At 46.6% G+C, this 23243-nt stretch carries 22 protein-coding genes; 15 read left to right on the plus strand and 7 right to left on the minus strand.

Annotation, left to right across the window (positions count from 1 at the left end; genetic code table 11):
* Nucleotides 1–25: 25 nt before the first annotated feature.
* The 3 genes from J2T19_RS18330 to J2T19_RS18340 all read left to right on the plus strand — a co-directional run bounded on the left by J2T19_RS18330 (nucleotide 26) and on the right by J2T19_RS18340 (nucleotide 1969).
* Nucleotides 26–307, plus strand: a complete 282-nt coding sequence (locus J2T19_RS18330) for a hypothetical protein (RefSeq protein WP_307218213.1) — start codon at nucleotides 26–28, stop codon at nucleotides 305–307.
* Between the two features lie 69 nt (nucleotides 308–376).
* A complete protein-coding gene (locus tag J2T19_RS18335) occupies nucleotides 377–1645 on the plus strand; it encodes a Tle-like phospholipase domain-containing protein (protein WP_370874901.1) in 1269 nt (422 codons plus the stop codon).
* A gap of 51 nt (nucleotides 1646–1696) precedes the next feature.
* Complete coding sequence (locus J2T19_RS18340) at nucleotides 1697–1969, plus strand: hypothetical protein (RefSeq protein WP_056703751.1); 273 nt, start codon at nucleotides 1697–1699, stop codon at nucleotides 1967–1969.
* A gap of 159 nt (nucleotides 1970–2128) precedes the next feature.
* On the opposite strand, the gene J2T19_RS18345 is transcribed toward J2T19_RS18340, so the two are convergent.
* The 4 genes from J2T19_RS18345 to J2T19_RS18360 all read right to left on the minus strand — a co-directional run bounded on the left by J2T19_RS18345 (nucleotide 2129) and on the right by J2T19_RS18360 (nucleotide 6813).
* Complete coding sequence (locus J2T19_RS18345) at nucleotides 2129–2920, minus strand: YcnI family copper-binding membrane protein (RefSeq protein ID WP_307218217.1); 792 nt, start codon at nucleotides 2918–2920, stop codon at nucleotides 2129–2131.
* A gap of 317 nt (nucleotides 2921–3237) precedes the next feature.
* Entirely contained in the window at nucleotides 3238–4953 is a 1716-nt protein-coding gene (locus J2T19_RS18350) for a copper resistance CopC/CopD family protein (RefSeq protein WP_307218219.1), read from the minus strand.
* Between the two features lie 371 nt (nucleotides 4954–5324).
* The gene (locus J2T19_RS18355) at nucleotides 5325–5981 is read right to left on the minus strand and encodes a response regulator (protein WP_307218222.1); all 657 of its coding nucleotides are present in this window, start codon (nucleotides 5979–5981) and stop codon (nucleotides 5325–5327) included.
* Nucleotide 5982: 1 nt separating this feature from the next.
* Nucleotides 5983–6813 carry a sensor histidine kinase gene (locus J2T19_RS18360; protein ID WP_307218224.1) on the minus strand — a complete coding sequence of 277 codons (831 nt, stop codon included), beginning with the start codon at nucleotides 6811–6813 and terminating at the stop codon, nucleotides 5983–5985.
* 288 nt (nucleotides 6814–7101) lie between these two features.
* On the opposite strand from J2T19_RS18360, the gene J2T19_RS18365 reads away from it, so the two are divergent.
* A complete protein-coding gene (locus J2T19_RS18365) occupies nucleotides 7102–7275 on the plus strand; it encodes a hypothetical protein (protein ID WP_164848580.1) in 174 nt (57 codons plus the stop codon).
* A 184-nt stretch (nucleotides 7276–7459) separates the two neighbouring features.
* On the opposite strand, the gene J2T19_RS18370 is transcribed toward J2T19_RS18365, so the two are convergent.
* The 3 genes from J2T19_RS18370 to J2T19_RS18380 all read right to left on the minus strand — a co-directional run bounded on the left by J2T19_RS18370 (nucleotide 7460) and on the right by J2T19_RS18380 (nucleotide 11976).
* Nucleotides 7460–9292 carry a bifunctional diguanylate cyclase/phosphohydrolase gene (locus J2T19_RS18370; RefSeq protein ID WP_307218227.1) on the minus strand — a complete coding sequence of 611 codons (1833 nt, stop codon included), beginning with the start codon at nucleotides 9290–9292 and terminating at the stop codon, nucleotides 7460–7462.
* A gap of 299 nt (nucleotides 9293–9591) precedes the next feature.
* Nucleotides 9592–10224: a DUF5317 domain-containing protein gene (locus tag J2T19_RS18375; RefSeq protein ID WP_307218229.1), complete on the minus strand. Its 633-nt coding sequence runs from the start codon at nucleotides 10222–10224 to the stop codon at nucleotides 9592–9594.
* A gap of 318 nt (nucleotides 10225–10542) precedes the next feature.
* Nucleotides 10543–11976 (minus strand): hypothetical protein, encoded by a 1434-nt coding sequence (locus J2T19_RS18380; RefSeq protein WP_307218231.1) that lies wholly within the window; start codon nucleotides 11974–11976, stop codon nucleotides 10543–10545.
* A gap of 277 nt (nucleotides 11977–12253) precedes the next feature.
* Here J2T19_RS18380 and J2T19_RS18385 point away from each other — a divergent pair, with 277 nt between their 5' ends.
* The 11 genes from J2T19_RS18385 (at nucleotide 12254) to J2T19_RS18435 (ending at nucleotide 23016) form a co-directional block, all read left to right on the plus strand.
* On the plus strand, nucleotides 12254–13285 hold the full coding sequence (locus tag J2T19_RS18385; RefSeq protein ID WP_307218233.1) for a BMP family lipoprotein: 1032 nt from the start codon (nucleotides 12254–12256) through the stop codon (nucleotides 13283–13285).
* A 103-nt stretch (nucleotides 13286–13388) separates the two neighbouring features.
* Nucleotides 13389–14888, plus strand: a complete 1500-nt coding sequence (locus J2T19_RS18390; RefSeq protein ID WP_307218235.1) for an ABC transporter ATP-binding protein — start codon at nucleotides 13389–13391, stop codon at nucleotides 14886–14888.
* Nucleotides 14885–15952, plus strand: coding sequence for an ABC transporter permease (locus tag J2T19_RS18395; protein WP_128100003.1), 1068 nt, complete (start codon nucleotides 14885–14887; stop codon nucleotides 15950–15952). Before J2T19_RS18390 ends, J2T19_RS18395 begins: the two co-directional genes overlap by 4 nt.
* Entirely contained in the window at nucleotides 15936–16859 is a 924-nt protein-coding gene (locus J2T19_RS18400) for an ABC transporter permease (RefSeq protein WP_128100004.1), read from the plus strand. Before J2T19_RS18395 ends, J2T19_RS18400 begins: the two co-directional genes overlap by 17 nt.
* Before the next feature lie 45 nt (nucleotides 16860–16904).
* Entirely contained in the window at nucleotides 16905–17576 is a 672-nt protein-coding gene (locus tag J2T19_RS18405; RefSeq protein ID WP_056703787.1) for a sulfite oxidase-like oxidoreductase, read from the plus strand.
* 1 nt (nucleotide 17577) lies between these two features.
* Complete coding sequence (locus J2T19_RS18410; protein ID WP_307218242.1) at nucleotides 17578–18363, plus strand: nucleoside phosphorylase; 786 nt, start codon at nucleotides 17578–17580, stop codon at nucleotides 18361–18363.
* A gap of 217 nt (nucleotides 18364–18580) precedes the next feature.
* The gene (locus J2T19_RS18415; RefSeq protein ID WP_056703799.1) at nucleotides 18581–18766 is read left to right on the plus strand and encodes a hypothetical protein; all 186 of its coding nucleotides are present in this window, start codon (nucleotides 18581–18583) and stop codon (nucleotides 18764–18766) included.
* Nucleotides 18767–18891: 125 nt separating this feature from the next.
* Nucleotides 18892–19374 (plus strand): GNAT family N-acetyltransferase, encoded by a 483-nt coding sequence (locus J2T19_RS18420; protein ID WP_307218244.1) that lies wholly within the window; start codon nucleotides 18892–18894, stop codon nucleotides 19372–19374.
* Nucleotides 19375–19448: 74 nt separating this feature from the next.
* Complete coding sequence (locus tag J2T19_RS18425) at nucleotides 19449–19859, plus strand: metal-sensitive transcriptional regulator (protein ID WP_174715325.1); 411 nt, start codon at nucleotides 19449–19451, stop codon at nucleotides 19857–19859.
* Nucleotides 19860–20091: 232 nt separating this feature from the next.
* A complete protein-coding gene (locus J2T19_RS18430) occupies nucleotides 20092–20292 on the plus strand; it encodes a copper ion binding protein (protein WP_056703804.1) in 201 nt (66 codons plus the stop codon).
* Between the two features lie 195 nt (nucleotides 20293–20487).
* On the plus strand, nucleotides 20488–23016 hold the full coding sequence (locus J2T19_RS18435; protein ID WP_307218248.1) for a heavy metal translocating P-type ATPase: 2529 nt from the start codon (nucleotides 20488–20490) through the stop codon (nucleotides 23014–23016).
* The last annotated feature ends 227 nt before the right edge of the window (nucleotides 23017–23243 follow it).

Consider the following 23243-nt stretch of genomic DNA (forward strand, 5'->3'; position numbering starts at 1 on the left):
ATTTATCTTAGGAGGCTGTCAGAGCATGAATAAAAATGAAGACGAGGCTTTGTTACAGGAAGCGGAGAATATTGCGATCCAGCATATGAAGGAAAAATATGATCTTGATGTTGTCGTCACTAGTGAGAAGAAACTTCCTAGTATAGCAGTTGCTGAAATATCACTCAAAGGACATGTCGTTAATCATGAAGAACAACGATTCAACCTGTATGTGAATTACGAGAGAAAAGAAGTGACCAGTATGGGAATGAGTGAAGAGTTCAAGAAGCTGTTATTAGATAAAGGCTATGATCCGTTCAAAAAGTGAGTTTTAACGACTTCTTATATTAGGAGGAGAGCATAGTTGAGTAAAATAGATGATGAAACGTACAAAGAGATGTCGAGGCTTGCTTATGAAGATCTGGAAGCCGGGGATGAATACGATACGCTCCCTGGCTGGAAAGTGCTTGAGGACACACACGGTAACGGGTATTCTGGCTTTGATGCGGTAACCTTCTATAACCCTGAGACAAGTGAGGCGGTTATTGCGTACCGTGGGACAGAGGGAAGTGCTGGATGGGGTCGCAAAGGGCCTGACTTATTTGCCGATGCACAGATAGGTTTGCCAGAGCTCGGGAGAAAATGGGAGCAGAAGACAGACTTTACACCGGATTGGGTGACGGGAACCGTGCAGAAAGTGAAGGACGTTACTGGAATAACCCATCTAGAGAATGCCAAGGGCAATGTTGATAAATTTGTAGATAAACATCTGAGTGTTCAGCCCAATCAAATGTACGAAGCAGAAGATTATGCGAAGGATATGCAAAACAAGCATAAAGATCTGAATTTCTCATTAACAGGACACTCACTCGGAGGCGGTAATGCCCAGTATGCGGCCGCCTACACGGGATTACAAGCGGTCACTTTTAGCGCACCGTCAGTGATCTCCAGCCTCACACCAGAGATGAAACGTAAAGCTGAAGAGGGTGGCTTTGATGGGCAGGTTACGAACTACGCTCATCCCGGTGATTTTGTGGCGAGTGGTTTCTTCGATGGATATGATCGCCATGTTGGTTCAACGTACTATATCGATTCCAACTATAAAGACATGAATAAGGGTAGTTTTTTTGGATTTGGAGACATAAAGGAGAAGATCGACAATACGTTTGGCGGAGAAAATTATCACGAGCTTGATCGATACAAATTCGATGGGAACGGATATATTGCTAACGATCTATATGATCCTGTTACTGGAGAAAAAATCAATTACTCCCCGCGCCAGCCTTCCAACGTGTTGACCGATCTCGCCGGATTTATGCGTAATTTAGGTGTTCAGGCAAGTGGTCTCGCCAAAGGTATGGCAGGAGCGATGGCGGCTTCCGGATTGATTCAGGTAACGCCGGAAGAACTAAAAAGCGTAGCAAGCCGCTGGAAGCAGAACGCGCAGCAGTGCAATTCGGAGCTGAATCAGATCAGACATCGAATGGCACAGTATCTGCATTCCAGCCGTAGTCGTAGGCTTGAACCCATTGTTACGCAGCTCGATGCTTCGATCAATGAGCTCAGCACATGGCATATGAAGCATACGAGCCAGTTCTTGAACTTTATTGATGAGAAGGCAGATGCCTTCCGGCAAGCGGATCAGACTCAGGTGAGTTTTAAATAGGACAGGCGATTCCGCCAAACCTTGAAATTTACATAGGAGAGGTGAACATGAGTGAGCGGACAATTGCTGGTGGAATTAAATGACCTTCGAATTGCGGAAAAAGAACTGTCGCAACTGCTTGTCCGTCTGCAAGCCGACGAGCAAGAGGCGAGAGCGTTATATGCTCGTCTTAACGATTGGAAAGGCCAATCGGCAGACTATACACGAGAGCAGATAGAGGCGTTCTTTGCAGGTCTATCCTCACGTATTCATTCGATTGAACAACAGAAGAGGACCTTGATTCAATATATCGAGATTATGATTCAGACGGATCAGGAACGCTAAGGTTGATGTGTGCAATCCTAAATAAAGGAACCGTTGGCATGTGGAGAACATCTCCAAGCCAACGGTTCCTTTGCGTTTATCTTCTTATGCTACGCTCAATTCACGCTACTCTCAGAGAGCAATGTGCTAATCTGTAGCTGACTTTGTGATGAATCTAAATTAGCGTTTTTTGCGGCGTGTTGCTAGAGCAATCCCCAGGAAAGACATGATCAATGCGAGAATGGATACAATCAAAGTCGCCTGTTGCAGCTTCAGTGTGCCTGGGTCTGTATCCGTATTGTTAGGTTCACCTGTCACTGTATCTGTCAGAGCATCCCCTAGTGTTGTATCATCGTCAGCTTTGGCATCGTCGGCTGCATTAGCGTCACCAGTACCCGCTTCAGTGGACGTATCATCGTGTCCCTCATTACCTGTAGCTGCACTGTCGTGATGATCTCCGCTCGCTGTGGCATTACCTGCCGCCGGGTCTTCGCTGATGGTTGTGATGCTGTGCGGCGTGCTGTCGCTCGGTTCACCCGTCCATTCTACGATGCTACCGTCGCTATAGTACTGGAAAGCGTCCCAAGCTACTTCAGTTTCAGCTTGTGGATTTTGAGCAACAAAGTTGAACTGTTGGAATTGTCCCGCCAGAATGCCTTCGTTATCTCCATCCACTTCCCATGTAATGGAAGTAACTTCATTGGAATCATTCTTTTCCGTAGTGATCTTCCAGCCTGCGAGTGGCTGATATTGTTTAAATGCTACACCTTCTGGAACTTTAAGCGTAATTTTGGTTGTTGGCAGTTCCTTTTCGGATGGAATCTTAATCGTATACGTCTGCCATGCACTCGTCTGAGCTACTGTAGGATTCACAGTAACGTGAGCGCTGGCGAATCCGGCGAACAGCATAAGTGCTGCAGCACTTGCAGATACCGTAGATATAAGTTTGGAAGTCCATGATGTTTTTTTCAAAATAAATTACCCCTCTCAGTTCTTATCATATATGATTCAGTCTCATTTCAAAAAAATAAGTGCCGGTGTTGTGCTAGGAGGCCGTTCCGCGTACGAATCGTTCTTACGATCGCTGTTATTCCCGGATTTTTTTTGATTCCACTTTATAAGTGAAAATCCGGGAATAAGCATATGCTTTCGATGTAGCTTTCTTGCAGAAAGCTTTCAGGCGAACGCTCCGCTTCTACAGAATCAATTTCGTCCTCTTCACTACATTTACAGCTTGTCGCAACACTAATTTTAGATTGGGTCACTTTTCAATATAGGTTGTTTGCAGCTTACGGACTAGCAGCGTCGATTTCAAACTCTGCATCCAGCGCATCCAGGCTGCGTGTAAGAAGATGCACCTTAATATTCCAACGTCCTGGCATAGAGATATAATCTTCGGCCTTGTAAACGCCGGTGTCATTCTTCGGAATGGTAATCTCGTAAATACCCATATCCATATCCAGATGTGTCAGTGATAAGGTAACTTGCTCCAGATCATTAACGATACTGCCATCTGCACGCTTAACACCAACTTCGAAGACGTTCTCTCCGGTCACATTAGGGCTAACCTGAAGTGATATGGTTGTGCCATCATCGGTGGTCTGCACTTCGTTGAATGGACCAACGGGTGCAGGCTGTCCAGGAGATAGGTGAGTTAACACAGCAGCCAGGGCAAGAACAATTGCTCCTGCTGCAAGTTCGGCTTTGAGACTGCCGGCGAGTCTATCGCCACTACCTGAACGAGCGAGTCGAGCATGACGCCAAGCGAAGGCGAGCATGACAATGAGCAATACAACTTTGGCAATCAGAACAAGACCATATCCTGTAGTGAACAACGACGTAAGTATAGGTGCCGGTAGAATAATAAGGCTGCTATATATGCCCGTAGCGACCAAGAGTGCAACAGCACCAACGCCCCAAGCAGTAAAGCGGCGAATGGCTGTCCAGTAAATATCTCCTCGTAGTTTCCGAGGCAGTTGATCCGTCAGTGGCGGCAGGCAGATCGCCATGGCCGTGAGGGCACCAATCCAGAATGCAGCCCCAATCAAGTGTACATAATCCATGGTAATTGCAAGCGCCCGTTGCTCCGCAGCTGCAGGGTGACCCGTCATTGCATGCGTGAACAACCAGCCCAGCACGAGCAGTAGGGAGCCGTACGAAGACCAGATGCGAGTTCGCATGGATCGGTCTCGATCATAGCCAGATAGAATGGTGACTGCTAGCAGCATGATGATGAGCATCTGTACGATCCAGATCAAGCCGAACGAAGTTAGCTTAAGCGCACTCCCGATCAGCGCCCAACTCAGCTCGTTAAGGGATACACCAGATTCGTATAATGTACTTAGTGGCAGGCTTAGCATTGCAGCAACTGAAGCTGCGCCGTAACTAATCCACAATAGCTTGTGGCTTCCCGGAACATCCAGCGGTTCCCTTGCCATAGATGTAGGCATGATGCGGAACAGTAGAAAGGCAAGTGTACCAAGAATCACAGACAAGCCAAGGTATTGAATCCAATCTGTTAGGGATAAAATCCACTTAATCGGCCCATTTCCTTCACCAGCACCAGAAGTAAGATCCGCCAATCCTGCAGGTGCTCCGGAAGGTTCTCCGATGTGGAATACATAGGCACCTTGGATGGGGTGACCATCCGCAGAGACGGCTTTCCAGTTGACGACATACGTACCATTGCCTAATCCACTTTGAAGACCTGTCTCCATAATATGTGGTCGCGTAGCATCAATCCGTACATTTCCATCATCCGCCCTTGTCCCGTCAGGCGCGGTTATTTTGATATCAAAAAAGGCAGTTTGCAAGGATTCGTTAAACTCCAAGGACAGAAGCTCTGGAGCAGTAACTAACAGCTCATTCTCTGCCGGAGAAGCCTTAACAATATAGGCATGGGCAGATGCCCATTGCGGCATAACAAGACAGCAGATCAACATCAGGGCAACAACAATGGCCCAATGCCGTTTGCTTCGTTTCAGGGTAAAGCTTACTAAACTCAAAAAATCATCACCCTCAGGTTATAGAATTGTAGTCCCTATTGTAGTTCTTTTAGAGGTTGTTCAAAAAGTCCGCTTTTGATTACGAAGGATGCGCGAGTGGCATCTCAGCTTCGAATCTGGGATTCAGCCGAAATGTCCGTTGCTCACGTAGTTTTGCCTACGCTCCGCTACTCCATTTCTATCTTCATCCCATCTTCTTGGTACTGAAAACCGCTCTTTTTGAACACGCACTTTTATCGATCCGACAACAATCTATACCATTATAACTTTGTCCAAAATGATGGTGTATGACTACATAGGGCTATAAAAAAATGATTTAATCCGCATAATTGTGACAAAAGCATGAATGCACTGTCATTCTAGTTTACAGATTATTTTCGAAGTTTCCGTCCAGCGATCCCACTCTCTAACGCATAACGGGTCAATTGAACACGATTCTCCAATTGAAGCTTCTGCAAAATGTTCTTCAGATGATTCTTCACAGTCTGTTCCGAAATCCCAAGCTGGTCGGCAATCTCTCGATTCGTGTAACCAGCAGACACCCATTGAAGAATTTCAAGTTCTCTTGCCGTGAGCGGGTTATCCGGAACATCTCCGCTACGAGGAGCAGGGAATTCCTGCAGGATACGATAGGCGAGTTCCCTGCTCAGTGGTGCATCATCGGAGACGATGGCGTGCAAATATTCAAGCCAAGTCGAAGGGGATAGATTCTTCAGCAGATATCCTTGAGCCCCTTGTTTAAGTGCTTCGAATAGATAGGTCACATCATCCGATACAGTAACCATAACGATAATGACATAAGGGAAGCGCATCTTAATCAGACGTGTGGCTTCCAGTCCATCCATATCAGGCATCTGTACATCCATGAGAATTAAATCAGGCATCCATTGCTCCGTCAGTTCTAAGGCTTCCTGTCCATTCGAAGCCGTGCCAATCACTTCGAATGTTGTATCTTCCGCCAAAATACTGCAGATTGCTTCACGCGCATGGGCATGGTCATCAACAACTAACACACGTACATGTTCCATGTTAGATATGCTCCTTTCCAATCGTCATCCGAGTACACCCTGGCTCTGAATCCAGCGTCAAGAACCAGCCCATCTGAACGGCACGTTCCTTCGTAATGCGCAGACCGTATCGATCCTTAAGATGCAACGGGTCTCCAAGGAATCCTTTACCGTTATCCTGAATCTGTACATGCCACTGCCTTGAATCTCCGGCGGCTTGAATCTCAACCTTAGTAGCTTGAGCATGTTTACGTACATTCATAAGTGCCTCCCGGATGCAAGCGATCAACTCTACTTGTTCTTTCGGTGTGAAAAAGGAATCATCCAGCTCCCATGTAATCTGAGCGGTCGGTACTGTATCTCGAATGAGCGTTTCGACCTGCCCTCGGAGAGCAATACCTTCCGAAGCGGCATCTCGCACAGGCACATGTCGTAGCTGAGCAATGGCTTGTCTAACGTAAGCGTTGACCTCATGTACCGTTTTGCGAATCTCCTGAATGTCTTGTTCATGACCGCTGCCTGCAAGACTTCGTTCTGCTTTGTCTGTCTTCACGAATAGAAGAAAGAGAGATTGGGCAATTCCATCATGGAGCTCGCGAGCTAGTTGATCTCGTGCTTCCAGTGCTGCCTTCGAGGCGCGCTCCTGCTCCAGAGCAGCTCTAGCACTTTCGAGCATGAGGAACAACCGACTGAGCAAGGTCACACTGACGAGATAGACAATGAGGGGCGTGAGCCAGTTCCCTGCATCCATGGAAAGATAGGGCATGAGAAACTGATGGCGTATGTATTCCCAGATCCCGACGGTGACGGTAGGAATCAGCAGGATCATCCATTTTATTTGTTTATAGGACATGAACGTAGATAACTCCTTTGTCATAAATAGAACATCGTCTGACTACAGTATAACGCAAGCTTGTCTTAAGACCATAGCCTCCAAGATTAAGAGGATTTTGGGGTGGATGTGGGAGGATATAGAAGGATATCTAAGAACAACATGTGTTGAAATACTGTCAAGCGATGTGAGCCTGGATGTGAAGGGGTGAGCAGGTCTGTGTCCGTTTTCCCTAATGGCGAAGGTTCTCTATACTTAATATAGAACGTTAATTCATGACAAACCATGTTAAGGAGTGGAAGCATCAACATGAATCAAGAGGTATTGGAACGTCGCAGTGAGTTGCTCAAGAAGAACATTCACCAAATGCTCGTTCAAGACAATCAGCACGGGATCAGCCGCCAGGATAACATGTTTTTGCAGCAGATGATTAAAGAGCTGCATCAGACTTCACATGAACTGAATAACGCCCGTACGGAGTAGTTTCCGTACAATCTCGTACGATTCAAGTTCAGTAACTTGATCCGTAGAGTCTGCACTTGCAATTGAATAAAGCAGGCTAATGTACGATTTATCCCCTGACGAAAATGAAAATGGCGCTATCTCCGACTAGATCGGAGATAGCGCTTTGGCGTTTTAGGACAAGTATGCTTTTATTCTAAGCGTGTTAGAACAGCGGTTGTTGCTTGTTTCGCTTCTCAATATAACCGATGAATATCTCCGTAAGCTCTGGGTCGAATTGTGAGCCTGAGCAGCGACGTAGCTCGTTGATTGCTTCAAGTAAGTTTTTCGTTTTCTGATATGGCCGCTCTGTAGTCATCGCGTCAAATGAATCAATAACCGTGAGCATACGGCATAATCGAGGGATCTCTTTTCCTTTTAACCCATAAGGGTAACCTTGTCCATCATACCGTTCATGATGTAATTCGATATAAGGGATGAGATCATTAAAGCGTTCGTTCGTCATGACCATTTTTTTGCCCCAAGTAACATGTCCCTTAATGGTTTCCCATTCTTCACACGTGAGTGTGTCCTTCTTGTTCAGAATAGACCACGGAATCTCCAGCTTACCAATATCATGGATCAGTGCTCCCAGCACAAAAAGGCGTTTCTCCGCATTATCCAGCTCCAGTATTTCACTCATGTCCAAAGCGTATTTGTATACTCTCTTCGAATGTTTGAACGTATCGATATCCTTGTATCTGAAAAGATTAAGCTGCTGCTCAATATCACGTACATCCTGTACGAGATCGATCTCATGCTCCATACCTTCGTTAATACCATGGCGATGCACATTGTTTTTCCCTTGCTTTTTGGCATAATAGAGTGCTTTATCCGCCTGATCCACAAGCTGAGACTTGTTATACATATCCACCTGATAAGGAGCAACACCAGCAGAGAACGAAAGGCAGCCATGAGGGAATACCTCGACACCTTCAAACGGTGTATCGTTTAGCTGTTTGCGGAGCTTATTCATGAACGTATATGCGTCGTCTAGCTCCATACCGGGCATGAGCAAGGTGAATTCTTCTCCTCCATATCGAAAAGCGGTAACAGCTGTGTTCTCCGTCCGTTGAATGAGAAATTCACCGAAAAAAGCGAGCAGGCTATCGCCTTGTAGATGACCGAATCGGTCATTATACTTTTTGAAATCATCAATATCGATAAGCCCTAGCGAGAGTGGGGTTCCTAGTCTACGAGCTTCACTCAGTTCATTTTCTAGCATCGTCTCAAAATAACTGTGATTAAACAGTTTGGTGCGTTGATCCGTATTAGCTTTCTCCTCAATACTCTGATACATCACGAATAGTTGTTTGAATGCGTGGGACAGCAAAATGCTCAGACTCAGATAGAGAATCAGCCCAAGTACGCCGTTGTGTACAACGAGAATTGTCAGAACAAGGGCTAGAATCAACGTACAGAGATAAACCAAGAGCGATTCGGTCACGAATGCACGCTTCATTTGTTGTAGTGCATCTTTCGTAGAGAAGTGGAAGAACAGGCCCAGTGTCATTGTATTAATGATGAAGTAGACAGCGAGTGCTGCAAAATAAGGTAATAAATTATACCCATTGATCTCTCCGGGCTGTCCACCTGTCCATTCGAATATGAAGGAGGCTCCAGCGATCATTAAGGTATATATGCTGAAATTGACGATGTGTTTCCACCAGGTTAAATTACGCTCCTTGATCAAGAGGATGAGGGAAACGGGCAGTAACACGGATAGGCTGAACGCCCCGCCAAACATGAAGATGCAGGCAAGATACACAGAAGAGTCCATCGATTGCTGATTGCCTTTGGGGGGAATCTGAAACGTGAAATAATCCAGAATCAATGCTGCTCCCAACATGGTATATACCATGACCCATCCATCGGTGGACAAGCTAAGATAAGACCACTTATTCATGTAGAGAAAAACGCCGATGCCCGTGCAACTTAGCAAAATTACATATATCTGGCTTCGGTCTGCTTTATGGATAAGGTTACGAATAAAGTTCATAAATAATCTCCTGGTTAGGGCATATCTTAAATCTCGCATACAGAGTTCAAAGACACGACCTGGTTTAGTCTGCTCTTGGTGTAAAAGAATAATAGCATCTTATACTATATCGATGTATAACATAACAAGTTGCTCACCAAAAATCCAGAAAGAAAAAACAGGCCGCAGGCAGCCTGTTTCGTCAACGCTGATGAGGTACTAGCCTCCCAACTTGTATCCCGAAGTTAATGCAACAACAACCGAAGCAACGATAATGGCGTTGATGACAAGGCGGGAATATTTAATGCCTTCGAATTTTTTCATGGAAAAGACCTCCCTTCCTTGGAGTCTACCGTTAGTTCATCGGATTTCACGGATGCTCGAACGGATGCAGTCTTGCGATGACGTGGAACCATCATGCTCTGAATAAACAGGAATATACCGATATTCATAACCACATCCCCGATACTGATGACTTGCGTACGTGGATAAGGGCTGGATAGTGGGATAATATCACCTAGAAAAGCCAGATGTGTAGATGCATCCATCATATGATGTTTCGAAATGGCTCCACCTTGTAGCAGCATATCCACATAATAAGGGCCAAGCACGCTAGATGCCTCCACCGATACAGGCATACGCCCGCCATTCACGGCCATAACGACAAAGTTGAGAAATACACCAATCCAGATTAGGGTAAAACCGGTATGATTCCGGTTCAACCATAGAAAGGCAAGACCTGTGATGTAAATTAACGCAAATAGGTAACCGTTAATGGACGCAACCCAATCCCACTTCTCCTGTACAAAAAAGATCGCGAATTGAGCAAGCAGTAGCATGGGGAAGATCCAACCACCTCGCAGCTTGAGTTCTGAGAACTGGCGGAGGCCATTGCGAATCCCACCTCGAAATAGTCCAATGATCAGGCCGATTATAATGCCGTCATATACCATGATTAACTCCTGTTCATGCAGAAATATGTAAGATCAATGCGTAGTTGTGTACCTAAAATATTCGACCTTTTATTGGTAATTCCTGCAAGAAAAACGGGCTCGACAAAGGAAATTTTTTGCGGGGAATTCCACTAGTTGAAACCCCTTTAAGACCGCTGTTTTGGCGGATCTGAATAAAGTTTATTTTCACAATGCGTTTGCAGAAATAAAGAAAAACCGTTTTTACAAACCGGAGGGTCAAGTGCCATAAGGTTTCGTAAAAACGGTTATTTTGTAAGTCAAAAGATGACGTTTATTGCGTGAGTGCGTACATCGAAATTACTCGGATTCTCCGTTCAAGTAATTAAGGAATGGTTGATCCACCCAGAAGTTATAGCTACTGATATCTGCGTCTGGTGCCAGCTTACGGAAGCCGTCTTGAAGATCTTTTGCTTTCTCCTTCAGAGAGAAGGATTGTGCATAGTAATGACCGAGCGAGATCTTGGTATTGGCAATCACCGGATACCCATCCATAGCTGTAGCTGAGTAATAGAGCGGTTGCCACCATGAAGCGTGAATCAAGTTCGACGTATTGCCTGTGCTCTTCTTCGCATACTTCAGGATAATATCATTGAAGCGTGCTTTGTCCGCTGTCGTATTGAACTCAAATTGAATATCATATTCTTTGGAATAGGCAATATAATTCCCGTTTTCGATCTGTGTAACTTTGTAATCCGGCGTCTCTGTAGGCTCGCCCCACTCTTTAAGATAGATGAAGGCAGAAGTCTTCGGTTGGAACTGCACATCGGCATCGATGCCTTCGCTACGCAGAAGACCGATCAGCTGTACCGCATGTTTAATATCAGAATGTCCGTAAGTTAGCGTCAATTCATCAATAAAGTTGGAATCAAAACGGCTGTCTTTCAGGTTATAACCAGTCACCAGATCATTACGCAATGCCTGATCTACGATTTCTCTCAGTTCAGGTGCTTCAATGAGGTCGGCTGTCCGATAAGCAACGTACAATTTGGAATAGATGTCCGCATCGCCTGTACGGCCGATTTCGTTTTTGTATTTACCTTGGCTAGACAACACGCGACCAAGCAGGATGTTAGCAAAATCAGTAGTCGCTACGCCACCTTTGCGGAGGGCAGGATATAAACTTTCGGGAATCAAGCCGGTATCAATCGCTGCAGCCAGCTCTTGTGCAGCTAGACCTTGAACACGGTTAGGGCTAATACCGAGTTTAGCCAGTGCTTTTTTGGTTTTGGCTTCAGGATACGTGTAGGCCAATTCTTTGAAGCCGGCTGCTTTTACTGCGATAAATACAGCAGTATAGGCGCTGAGCTTGTCCTTGGCATGAACTTCGGTACCTGTAATAATGCCGTTATTGTATAAGGAAACGGCTGCATCATAAGCAGAATCACCTGACTTCAAATCCGTGAAGGCCGGAGCCTTAACTTCACTTGCTTCATCCGTGTCAGCGCTAGCTGCATCAGCTTCAATAATGGATGCGATAGCCTGAATGAAGTCACCTTTGGTCGGCTGCTGCGGCAATTTTACCTTGTATTTCGCTTGCAGGAACTGTGCATAATCTGCTGCACTCTCTGTATAGACTGTTGGTGCTTGAGCTACGGGTCCTTTCACGGACACCGAAGGGACAGAAGCAGGAGCTGCAGATGCCGCAGAAGCGTATGAAGGCAAGCTAAGACTGCCAAGTGTAACCGGGGCAGCAAGCAAAGCCGCAAGTGTGATCTGGGTGATTTTCTTCAAATGAATAGCCTCCTTAAAATGGTTGGTAAATAGCGTAGGTTTGCGATATAATTCTGACAAAACCTATGCGAATAAATAAGTTGGATTGACTCTAGCATGGAGCGTCTCTGGATGTCAACAGAAAAAAGCTTAGTATAGAGCGCTTTCCACAACCCTGTGGAATGCAATTCCACATTTATATTCTAAATGAGTGTATACGCTCAAAGATTTATTGACAAGGATCGACACTTTCCGATAGGATAATAAAAAAAGAATTTTGAAAAGGGGAATTTTCGAAATGAAAAGAGGTTTATCGTTCGTCTTATCGATCGTTATGTTGGCTATTTTGTTGGCAGCTTGTGGAACTTCGGCTTCTAAAGACGAACAATCTGCTCAAGGTAGCGATTCTGAAAAGTCCCTACGAATGGCTTTGGTACTTCCCGAAAAAATAGGGGTTAACCCTTTCTTTGTACAGATGGATGAAGGCTTCAAAAAAGCAGGCGAAGAGTTCAAAGTAGATACGAAGACAATCGAATCAACAGATCCGGCGGCATTCGAGCAAAATCTGCGTGCTGCTGTTGCTGAAAACTATGATCTAATTATTACTGCGACATTCCAAGCTGAGGATGCGTTGAAGAAGGTTGCTGCTGAGAATCCAGACAAATCCTTCGCGATTGTGGATACAACTGTTGATCTGCCTAACGTTCGTAGCGTTGGTTTCCGTGAATATGAGGGAGCGTACCTGCTCGGTGCAGCTGCTGGATTGTCCACAAAGACAGATAAAGTCGGCATGATTGCTGCAATGGACGTTCCATTGATTAAGAAATATACAGAAGGCTTCAAAGCAGGTTTGGAATCCGTTAACCCGGATGCAGAATTCCTCGTAAACTACGTTGGTGGATTCAATGACCCAGCAAAAGCAAAAGAATTGGCATTGGTGCAATTCGGCAAGGGTGCTGACTTCATCGCTGGCGCATCTGCTGTAGGTGATCTTGGCGTGTTCGAGGCTGCTAAGGAAAAAGGCTTCTACACTTCTGGACAAGATACAGACCGCACAGTTGAAGACCCAGAGCACATCGTATTGTCCCAGTTGAAATCAACCGATACGGTTGCTTATGAGACAGTGAAGGATTATGTAGAAGGTAATTTCAAGGCAGGCGCTGTGAACTACGGTCTGAAAGAAGACGGTGTAGGTCTGACATTTGTTACTCGTGATAGCGAATCTACGTTAAGTGATTTTGTTGGACAAGAGGTCATCGACCAAGTGAAAGCCATTAAGGATGATATCGTATCCGGTAAAATCGTTGTCAAAGATCCATTGCAACAATAGTCTACCGTGTTCTATGTGAATGTGTTGATTAGCCGGCTGCCCGTTCAGGCAGCCGGTTTTGCTGCTATTATAATGAAGCGACTGAGAGGAGAGGACGCGAGATATGCTGCTGGAGATGGATCAGATTACGAAAAAGTACGGCGAATTTACGGCGAATCGGGATATCCGTTTTAATTTGCGTGAAGGGGAAATCCACGCCCTCGTGGGTGAGAATGGTGCAGGTAAAACAACCTTGATGCGCATGTTGTATGGGATGGAGCAGCCGACATCAGGCACAATTAAGGTTCGTGGACGTGAGGTAAGCTTCGCAACCCCGTCTCAAGCCATGGCTAGTGGTATTGGCATGGTACATCAGCATTTCATGCTGTTTCCTTCCTTTACGGTTGCCGAGAATATCGTCATTGGTCGTGAGCCAGCGTCTGCAGGGGTGTTTGACCGTAAACAGGCCGCTGCACAAGTGAATGAGCTAGGCAGGAAGTATGGGATGCCTGTTGATCCATGGAAAAAAGTAGCGGAGTGCCCGCTTGGTTTACAGCAGCGTGTAGAGATTTTGAAGGTGCTGCATCAGGGTGCAGATATCATTATATTGGATGAACCTTCGGCGGTATTAACCCCGCTCGAAGTGAAGGAATTGCTGGCGAACATGAAATCGCTCGCTAAGTTAGGTAAAACATTTGTACTAATTACACACAAGCTTCAGGAAGTTATGGACGTGGCGGATCGGATTACCGTTCTTCGCGATGGACAGGTTACAGGCACGTTAGATGCCAAGGATACGAATATAGAAGAGTTGTCTCGGCTGATGGTTGGACGCGAGCTTGTGCGGATGAATAAACAGCCTGCAAACCCGACTGAAACCGTGCTTCAGGTAGAGGATGTGAATCTATCAGGAGGCAAGGATCGTTCCGCGCTTCATCACATTCACATGAACATTCGGAAAGGTGAAATTGTCGGGATTGCTGGAATTTCCGGTAATGGACAATCGGAGCTAATCCAGGTTATTGCCGGACTGCGGAAAGCGGATCGTGGTCGTGTCTTGTTGTCCGGGCAAGATACAACGAACTGGCCTGTGCGACGCATTCGTGAACATGGACTAGCCCATATCCCTGAGGATCGTTATATGTGGGGAGCGGCTAAGGACGCTAGTGTTCGCGAAAATGGATTGATGGGACACCACCATAAGCTGCAATCACGCGGTATCATCAAAGCGAAGGCAGCTCGAACGATGGTTGAGAACTGGATCAAGCAATTCAGCATTAAGACCGGTTCTGCGGAGACGAAAGCGCAGTTCCTATCTGGTGGTAATTTACAGAAGCTGATTGCTGCGCGAGAGTTTGCTCAAGATACTCCGTTTCTCATTGCTGCTGAGCCTACGCGGGGTGTAGATATCGGCGCTATGGAGACAATTCATGCTGAATTGCTGCGTAAGCGCAATGAGGGTGCAGGAATTCTATTAGTATCTTCTGAGTTATCTGAGATTTTGCAATTGTCTGACCGTATTCTGGTGATGTATGAAGGCGAGATTGCTGGAGAGCTGCAGGCAGATGAAGCGACGGAAGAACAGATCAGCTTGTTAATGGCAGGAGGGAAAGAGCGGGTATGAATCGGGTAAAGGAAAGTCTTCGTGGGCTCGTACAGCCGCTGCTTGCTGTATTGATTGGTCTGCTGGCAGGCGCTATCGCCATTATGGTTGTTGGCGGGTCTGTGGTCGATACGTATGCGGAGATGTGGAAAGGAGCCTTCGGGAACTTCTACTTCTTCACTAATACATTGGCTCGTTCTACGCCGATTATCTTAGCAGGACTTGGCGTGGCGCTGGCGTTCCGTGCGGGATTCTTCAATATGGGTGCAGAAGGTCAGATGATTCTAGGTGGACTTAGTGCGGCGCTAACGGCGCTCTATCTGCCAGGGCCGGGTTGGTTCGTGTGTATAGCCGCCATTGTGGCAGGCATTATTGCCGGAGGCATCTGGTCTTTATTTGCAGGCTGGCTTGATGCACGGTTTGGCATGAATCTATTAATCACGACATTACTATTAAACTATATTGCCATTAACTTCGGCGGGTATATGGTATCCTATCCGTTTAAAGATACAACGGGTTCTGCCGCCATGGCGCAGACGCCAATGATTGATCAGACGGTATGGCTACCGAAGCTATTTCAAGGAATGAGCTTACATGCTGGTTTTATTATCGCCATCGTGGCTGCCATTCTCATCTATTGGTTCACGCACAAAACGGTCACGGGTTATGAGATTCGTATGTTAGGCAGCAACCCTTCGTTCGCTACGTATGGTGGTGTTCGCCGTATTCGGATGATGATGCTATCCATGATTATTAGTGGTGGACTTGCTGGGCTTGCTGGAGCGGGGGAAGTGCTCGGTACCCAGTACCGTTTCCTTGATGGTTCATTGTCGTCAGCTAGTTATGCTTGGAGTGGCATTATGGCAACATTACTTGCTCGCTCACATCCGCTTGGTACAGCTGTAGCAGCCGTATTGCTCGCTGCACTACAGACTGGAGCGATGGGCATGGAACGGAATACGGATGTTCCACTGGAAGTGGGCAGTGTAATCCAGGCTGTATTAACATTATTTGTATCGGCTCAGATTGGATATTCATTCCTGAAGCGGAGAAAGGAGAAAAAGTCCAATGCAACAACTGTTTGATGCCGCATTGTTCGGCTCTACCTTACGGATTATGACTCCGATCCTGCTCGCGGCGCTCGGTGGTGCTTTATGCTCCCGGGTTGGTCTGTTCAATGTGGGTTTGGAAGGGCTTGTACTCATTGGAGCCTTCTCAGCGATCGTGGGTAATTACCTGTTTGGCAATGTACTGCTTGCCGTGATCTTTTCTATCATTATTGTTATGCTGTTCTCAGCACTATTTGCCTTTATTAGTATTAATCTAAAAGCGAACGCCATCGTCGTCGGGATCTCGCTTAATTTCCTCGCCGCGGGGCTAACGACCTTTGCACTACGTGCGATTTTCGATGTGAAGGGCGCATACTACGATAAAGACATGCAAGGTCTTCCGAAATGGGACATTCCTTTGATTAAGGATATCCCGTGGGTGGGTGATGTATTTTCCGGTCATAGTCCGTTGATCTATCTGGGTATTCTCATTGTGATTGGATTACAATTCTATCTATTTAAAAGTGTCTCCGGATTCCGTCTGCGCTCAGTGGGTGAAAATCCAGTAGCGGCACAGAGTATCGGCATCAAGGTACGCGGTATCCAGTACGGAGCGGTTCTTATGTGTGGTGTGTTGTGTGCACTGGCTGGAGCGCAATTGTCGCTTGGACAAGTGACTATGTTTACCGAAGGTATGACGGCTGGTCGTGGATTCATTGCACTCGTTGCTACGATGCTGGGACAGGCGAATCCGCTCGGGGTAATGGGTTCTAGCGTGCTGTTTGGTTTCATGGAGGCATTCAGTATTCGTCTACAGGGCTTCACGTTGCCAACGCACTTCACGCAAATGTTGCCGTATATCGTAACGCTGGTAGCGATGTTCTTCTTCAAAGACCGTACCTATCAACAGGATGCATTGAAAGCGGGCGGAAGCTCGCGTTAATTCGTTAAGGCTATACTGAGAGCTTATGAAAAGGGAGGGAGCACGTTGCTGAATAAGGCTGAACGGTTGAAAAAGACGAAATCACCAGCACCCAAAGTCGGTGCTGAGCATGGAGATCGGCTGCCGCCTGGGCAGATGTTGACTGAGAAATTCCCGATCCTGCATGAAGGAGAAGTGCCCGAGTACGACCTGTCTACATGGGATCTGAAGGTGTTCGGTGAAGTTGAGGAGGAGAAGGTGTTCTCCTTCGCAGAGCTTCAGGCGATGCCTCAGGTGAATACGGTGAGCGATATCCACTGTGTGACCCGTTGGTCCAAGTTTGATACGCCGTGGGAAGGCATTCGTTTCTCAGAATTCGTGAAGCTTCTTGGCGTTAAGCCAGAGGCAAAATATGTGATGGTTCATGCAGATCATGATTATGAAACGAATGTTCCACTCGAAGAGTTGATGCATGACGATGTGTTACTCGCCTTCAAATATAATGGCGAGCCACTTACACCGAAGCATGGGTATCCATTACGGCTGGTTGTGCCACAGTTATACTTTTGGAAGAGTGCGAAATGGGTACGTGGGCTTGAGTTCATGACCGAAGACCGCAATGGGTTCTGGGAGAATAACGGGTTCCATCATTTTGCTGATCCGTTCAAGGAGCAGCGCTTCTCAGGTGAGGATCTACCGATCCCAGAAGACGAATGGACGAAGAAGGAGTTTGATTAAGATGTTGATGCCGATTTTGCAAATTCACTCTGAGGACATGCCAGCATATGCCATCGTCTGTGGTGACCCGGCGCGTGCGGAGAAGATCTCTCGTAAGTTAGAACAAGTGAGAGAGCTGGCATTCAGCCGCGAGTATCGCACATTTGTCGGTCAATTCGAAGGTGTGCAGATGGCTGTAGTTAGTCATGGCGTAGGTTCACCGGGGGCAGCTGTCTGTTTCGAGGAGCTGATTCGTGCAGGTGTGACCACACTAATCCGTGTGGGAACTGCGGGTTCGTATACCGCCGATTATCCAGCTGGTAGCGTTATTGTCAGCACGGCAGCAGTTCGCACCGATGGATTGACACGGCAGTTAGTGCCAGATGGTTTCCCAGCTGTAGCGGACATCGGTGTTACGCAAGCGCTGATTGAAGCTGCACGGGGGACGGGAAGCGGGACGGATGGAGCTTCTGTAGCTTCCGATGCACCGACAACAGGTGCTACCAAGGTGGGGGTGGGCATTACCGTTACGCTCGATGCTTTCTTCACCGGAGTAGAAGAAATACCACATCGCAAGTACAAGCAGGCAGGTGCGCTTGCTGCAGAGATGGAAATTGCTGCGCTCTACATCATTAGCACCTTGCGAGGTGCTCGTGCTGGTGCAATCGTAGCGATTGATGGTTTTGCGGACAGCGATCTGGCTGCCGAGTATGATCCGCATACCGGTGCGGTTGCGAACGCGGTGGAACAAGAGATCAATACGGCGCTACAAGCGCTGGCTACATTGGCGCGTCAGGATCAGGCGTAGTTCGTTAGCACTGTCCTGGGAATAGACTAGAAAATATTAAAATGAATGCTTCGTACAGTCATTCATTATGGCGACTTTTTTCCGTATTCAATTGGAGAGAGGTCGCCATTTTTATGTATCTGTGTTAGCGATCCTTTTCAAATGAATGATCCTGTCAGTTGTGGGTAAGTTATATACAGGAACATCATCATGAATAGAGATCAAGGAGGATTCCGAAATGACACAGAACAATCAACCTCAAGATGAGGCTGCTATCCGTAACAAACTGGATGAAGACGGGGATTCTTTGATGGAGAAAAAGAAGATCCTCAGTGGTGTAGACATTGAGCCACAAGCAGATGAATGGGCAGCTAAGCCATCCCCAGTAGCCTTTAACAGTGTAAAATCCTCTTCCAAAGAGTAAAACGAGCTATGGCTGAATTGTGGCGGATACCTTCAGGGTATCTGCCTTTTGATGTACAAGGATGTACAGTGGTTGTACGGGAGATGTATAATACTGGGAACATCTTGGTGAGGAGTGGGGAAGTAATGAATGAAGTGAGCATCCGCAAAGCGGTAAGTAGCGATTATCAAGGAGTGTCCGCACTAATGGATGAGTTGCACCGTATGCATGTCGAGGCACGTCCTGACATATATAGACCGCTACAGCCTAGAATGAGTCAGCAGGAATTTGAGGATTTGTTGAGTGCAGAAGATCGCTACCTGTATGTAGCTGAAGCAACAGAGCAGGGGGGAATCTGTGGGTACGTCAGCGCCCAACTCAATAAAATTCAGAATGTAGAGCTGTTGATGGATCGGGAAGTGCTTTACATTAATGAGATTATTATTGATCCCAAGTATCGTGGGCGTAGCATTGGACAGAAGATGATGGCGGTGCTTGTTGAGCTGGGCAAAGAACTTCAAGCTGATCATCTAGAGCTAACCGTAGCTTCGTTTAACCAAGGGGCACAGGAGTTTTATGAAAAGTTAGGTCTGGTCGTCCGCAGCAGCAGAATGGAATACATACTCTGAAAATTATTTTATGCTTGAATACCCCTAGGGGGTATGTTATCCTTAAGTCAGAATGATGAAGAGGGGTGTTTATGATGGATCATCAGAGCCATCCCAAGGACTTGATGGAACCTTCCGGAACCGATGTACCTGAAGTATTGGAGACGGAATCTGCACAAACGGCGAATTCTTGTCATGCTCATGCTGATAACGATGACGGGAAGCAAGTCCGTAAGAGTCATCACTCACAAGAGATGAAGGGCAATCTGATTTCACGGTTGAATCGTGTTGAAGGACAGATTCGTGGAATTAAAGGACTTATTGAGAAGGATACGTATTGTGATGATGTCCTGACACAGATCGCGGCAGCCCAGTCAGCGCTTAATTCAGTAGGAAAACTTCTGCTTGAAGGGCATATGAAGAGCTGTATCGTTGAGCGAATTCAGGCAGGGGAACATGAAGTAGTCGATGAACTGCTGGTTACAGTAAGGAAGTTAATGAAGTAACATGTATTTTAAAATCTATATAAGTTCAACTAAACTTTTTACACGATAACGGAGAGGACAGAAATAGCTTGAAGAAGCGGAGCGGTCGCCTTTATCCTCGGATTTTCCCCATAGGGAAAGAGATCAAAAAAATCTGGGGATAACAGCGATCGGAAGGTTATTCTGTCATCGGAGTGGTAAGTGTAGCATTCTTTAATTGAACTTATATATAGCTCATAAGGAGGAATATATGATGTCTAATGTTACATTGAACGTAGCAGGAATGTCCTGCAATCACTGTGTGAAGGCGGTTGAAGAAGCCGTGAAGAATGCTGGTGCGAGTGGTCAGGTCGATCTGCAAGCTGGAACGGTAGCGGTAGAGTATGACGAGCAGAAGGTTAACGTGGATCAGATCAAGGCGGCAATTGAAGATCAAGGCTACGATGTAGCCTAATTATTTACTCTTAACTTTCGTATGATCCATATGAATGATTTATGATGGTCTGGCTTGAACAGAACTTCCTTGTAACTCAAGGGCGAGAAAATCAGTAGATCTTTTTCGCATAAGTTTATCGTTTAAGCCTCATTTTTTTCTAAGAAATATACCCCCATGGGGTATTGAAGAAATAAATCGAACGGAGATGACGACATGGATAAGCCAGCAACAGAAAACACTGCAACTGGCTCAGCATTACCACCCGTTGAGGGTACTTCCGGTGTACTCACCACACTCCAAATTACAGGCATGACCTGTGCAGCGTGTTCTTCTCGGATTGAGAAGGGGTTATCCCGTATGGAGGGGGTCAATCAGGCTAATGTCAATCTCGCAATAGAACAGGCCACCGTTAAGTACGATCCCAAAGTCATTAATGTCAATCAACTGCGCGATAAAGTTGAAGCATTAGGTTATGGCACAGTTACGGAATCGGTAGACCTGGATATAACGGGCATGACCTGTGCGGCTTGTTCGGCTCGGATCGAGAAAGGGTTATCCCGCTTGCCGGGTGTATCTCGTGCCAATGTGAACTTGGCGTTGGAGACAGGGCATGTCGAGTATACAGCAGGCGTGCTGAAGGCATCCGATATTACCGCTAAGATTAGACAGCTTGGTTATGGCGCAGAATTACAACAGACGGGAGAGGAAACTTCGTCTGTAAGAGAGCGGGAGCTACAGCGTAAGAAGTGGAAATGGATGATATCTGCAGCACTTTCGATTCCTTTGTTATGGGCGATGGTAGGTCACTTCTCCTTCACATCGTGGATTTGGGTGCCTGATCTGTTCATGAACCCATGGTTCCAATTGCTTCTCGCAACGCCAGTTCAGTTTGTGATTGGATGGCAGTTCTATGTGGGAGCCTACAAAGCATTGCGCAGCGGTAGCGCCAATATGGACGTATTGGTTGCTCTAGGTACAAGTGCCGCGTTCTTCTACAGTCTTTATCTGACATTAACCAGTGGCTATTTGCCTGCCGGCACGATGGATCATGGTGCAATGGAAACGAGCACAGCCGCTGTGCCGATGGTGGAACTTTACTATGAGACGAGTGCAATTCTGATTACCTTGATATTACTCGGCAAATGGTTCGAGGCTGTAGCGAAGGGACGCTCATCTCAGGCAATCAAGAGCCTGATTGAACTGGCGCCGCGTGAAGCCCGCGTCATTCGTGAGGGGCAAGAAGTGGTTATCCCTGCGAATTATGTTGCCGTGGGGGATCTCGTTCTTGTGAAGCCAGGGGACAGTATTCCGGTGGATGGCATCGTGGAGGAAGGGCAATCTTCCGTAGATGAATCGATGTTAAGTGGTGAGAGTTTACCTGTAGACAAAAAGCCTGGTGATGCCGTTACAGGTGCTACTTTGAACAAAAACGGCATGTTACGTATCAAAGCAACCCGGGTGGGTGCAGATACCGCGCTATCCCAGATTATTAAAGTTGTCGAGCAAGCGCAGGGCTCCAAAGCACCAATTCAGCGGATTGCGGATGTAATCTCGGGTATTTTTGTTCCGATTGTGGTAGGTGTTGCTGCTGTAACATTCCTTATCTGGTACTTCTTCGCAAGTCCAGGTGACTTCGCTGGATCATTGGAAAAAGCCATTGCTGTACTGGTTATCGCCTGTCCATGTGCTTTGGGCTTGGCTACGCCAACCTCAGTTATGGCTGGATCGGGACGAGCGGCCGAATATGGTATTTTGTTCAAAGGTGGCGAGCACCTGGAATCTGCTCAGCAGATTCAGACGGTTGTGCTGGACAAAACAGGTACAGTAACTCAGGGCAAACCTGTGCTTACTAACGTTGTAACAGCTTCGAACTGGACAGAAACAGAGCTATTAGAGCGGGTTGGCGCAGCAGAGCGTAATTCGGAACATCCACTTGCTGAAGCTATCGTGGAAGGGATTCAAGGAAAAGGTATCGCTCTGAGCCAATCCGATCAATTCGATAACATACCTGGCTATGGTGTTCGAGCTCGTGTTCAGGGACAAGAGATTCTGGTTGGAACCCGGCGTTTGCTTGCCGATGCTAAGGTGAATGTTCCAGATGGTACGGTGGCTCAGATGAACCAACTGGAGGAACAAGGGCGTACAGCGATGTTGGTTGCGATTGATGGTGTGTGGGCAGGGGTTGTTGCTGTTGCAGATACCATTAAGGAAACGTCACGCGAAGCGGTAGCTCGTTTACAAGCGATGGGGATCGACGTTATCATGATAACCGGTGACAATGAACGAACAGCACGTGCTGTGGCAGAGCAAGCGGGAATTCGCGACGTCTTGGCAGAGGTACTGCCAGAGGGCAAAGCGGCGGAAGTGAAGAAGCTTCAGGATAATGGCCGTAAGGTAGCTATGGTTGGAGATGGAATCAATGATGCGCCAGCTCTGGCGACAGCCGATATTGGGATGGCTATTGGAACAGGGACGGATGTAGCGATGGAAGCGGCAGATATTACGTTGATGCGCGGTGACCTGAATAGCATTGCTGACGCGATTGAGATGAGCCGGCGAACAATGGGTAACATCAAGCAGAATCTGTTCTGGGCGCTTGGATATAATGTGATTGGTATTCCAATTGCTGCGGTTGGTTTCCTTGCACCATGGCTAGCAGGGGCTGCGATGGCGTTCAGCTCGGTGTCTGTTGTATTAAACGCCTTACGCTTGCAACGGATGAAGCTGCAACATAAAGGATAAAGCTTTAACAACTAGAAGTTTTCAAGTTCATGGTGTGAGGTAGACATTTTAGATTAGGTGAGGCTTGTACAGAGATATGTCCTGCGTTATTTCGATAAATGATATGAAAAGAGAACAGTGATCTTTTTCAAAAAGAGACTGTTTCTTTCATTGATTTTCAGAAATTCCATTGACAATACTGACATATACATTTAAAATTTAAACATTCGTTTGATTCAAACAAATGT

This window comes from Paenibacillus tundrae (assembly GCF_030812775.1).
Lineage (GTDB): Bacteria > Bacillota > Bacilli > Paenibacillales > Paenibacillaceae > Paenibacillus > Paenibacillus tundrae_A.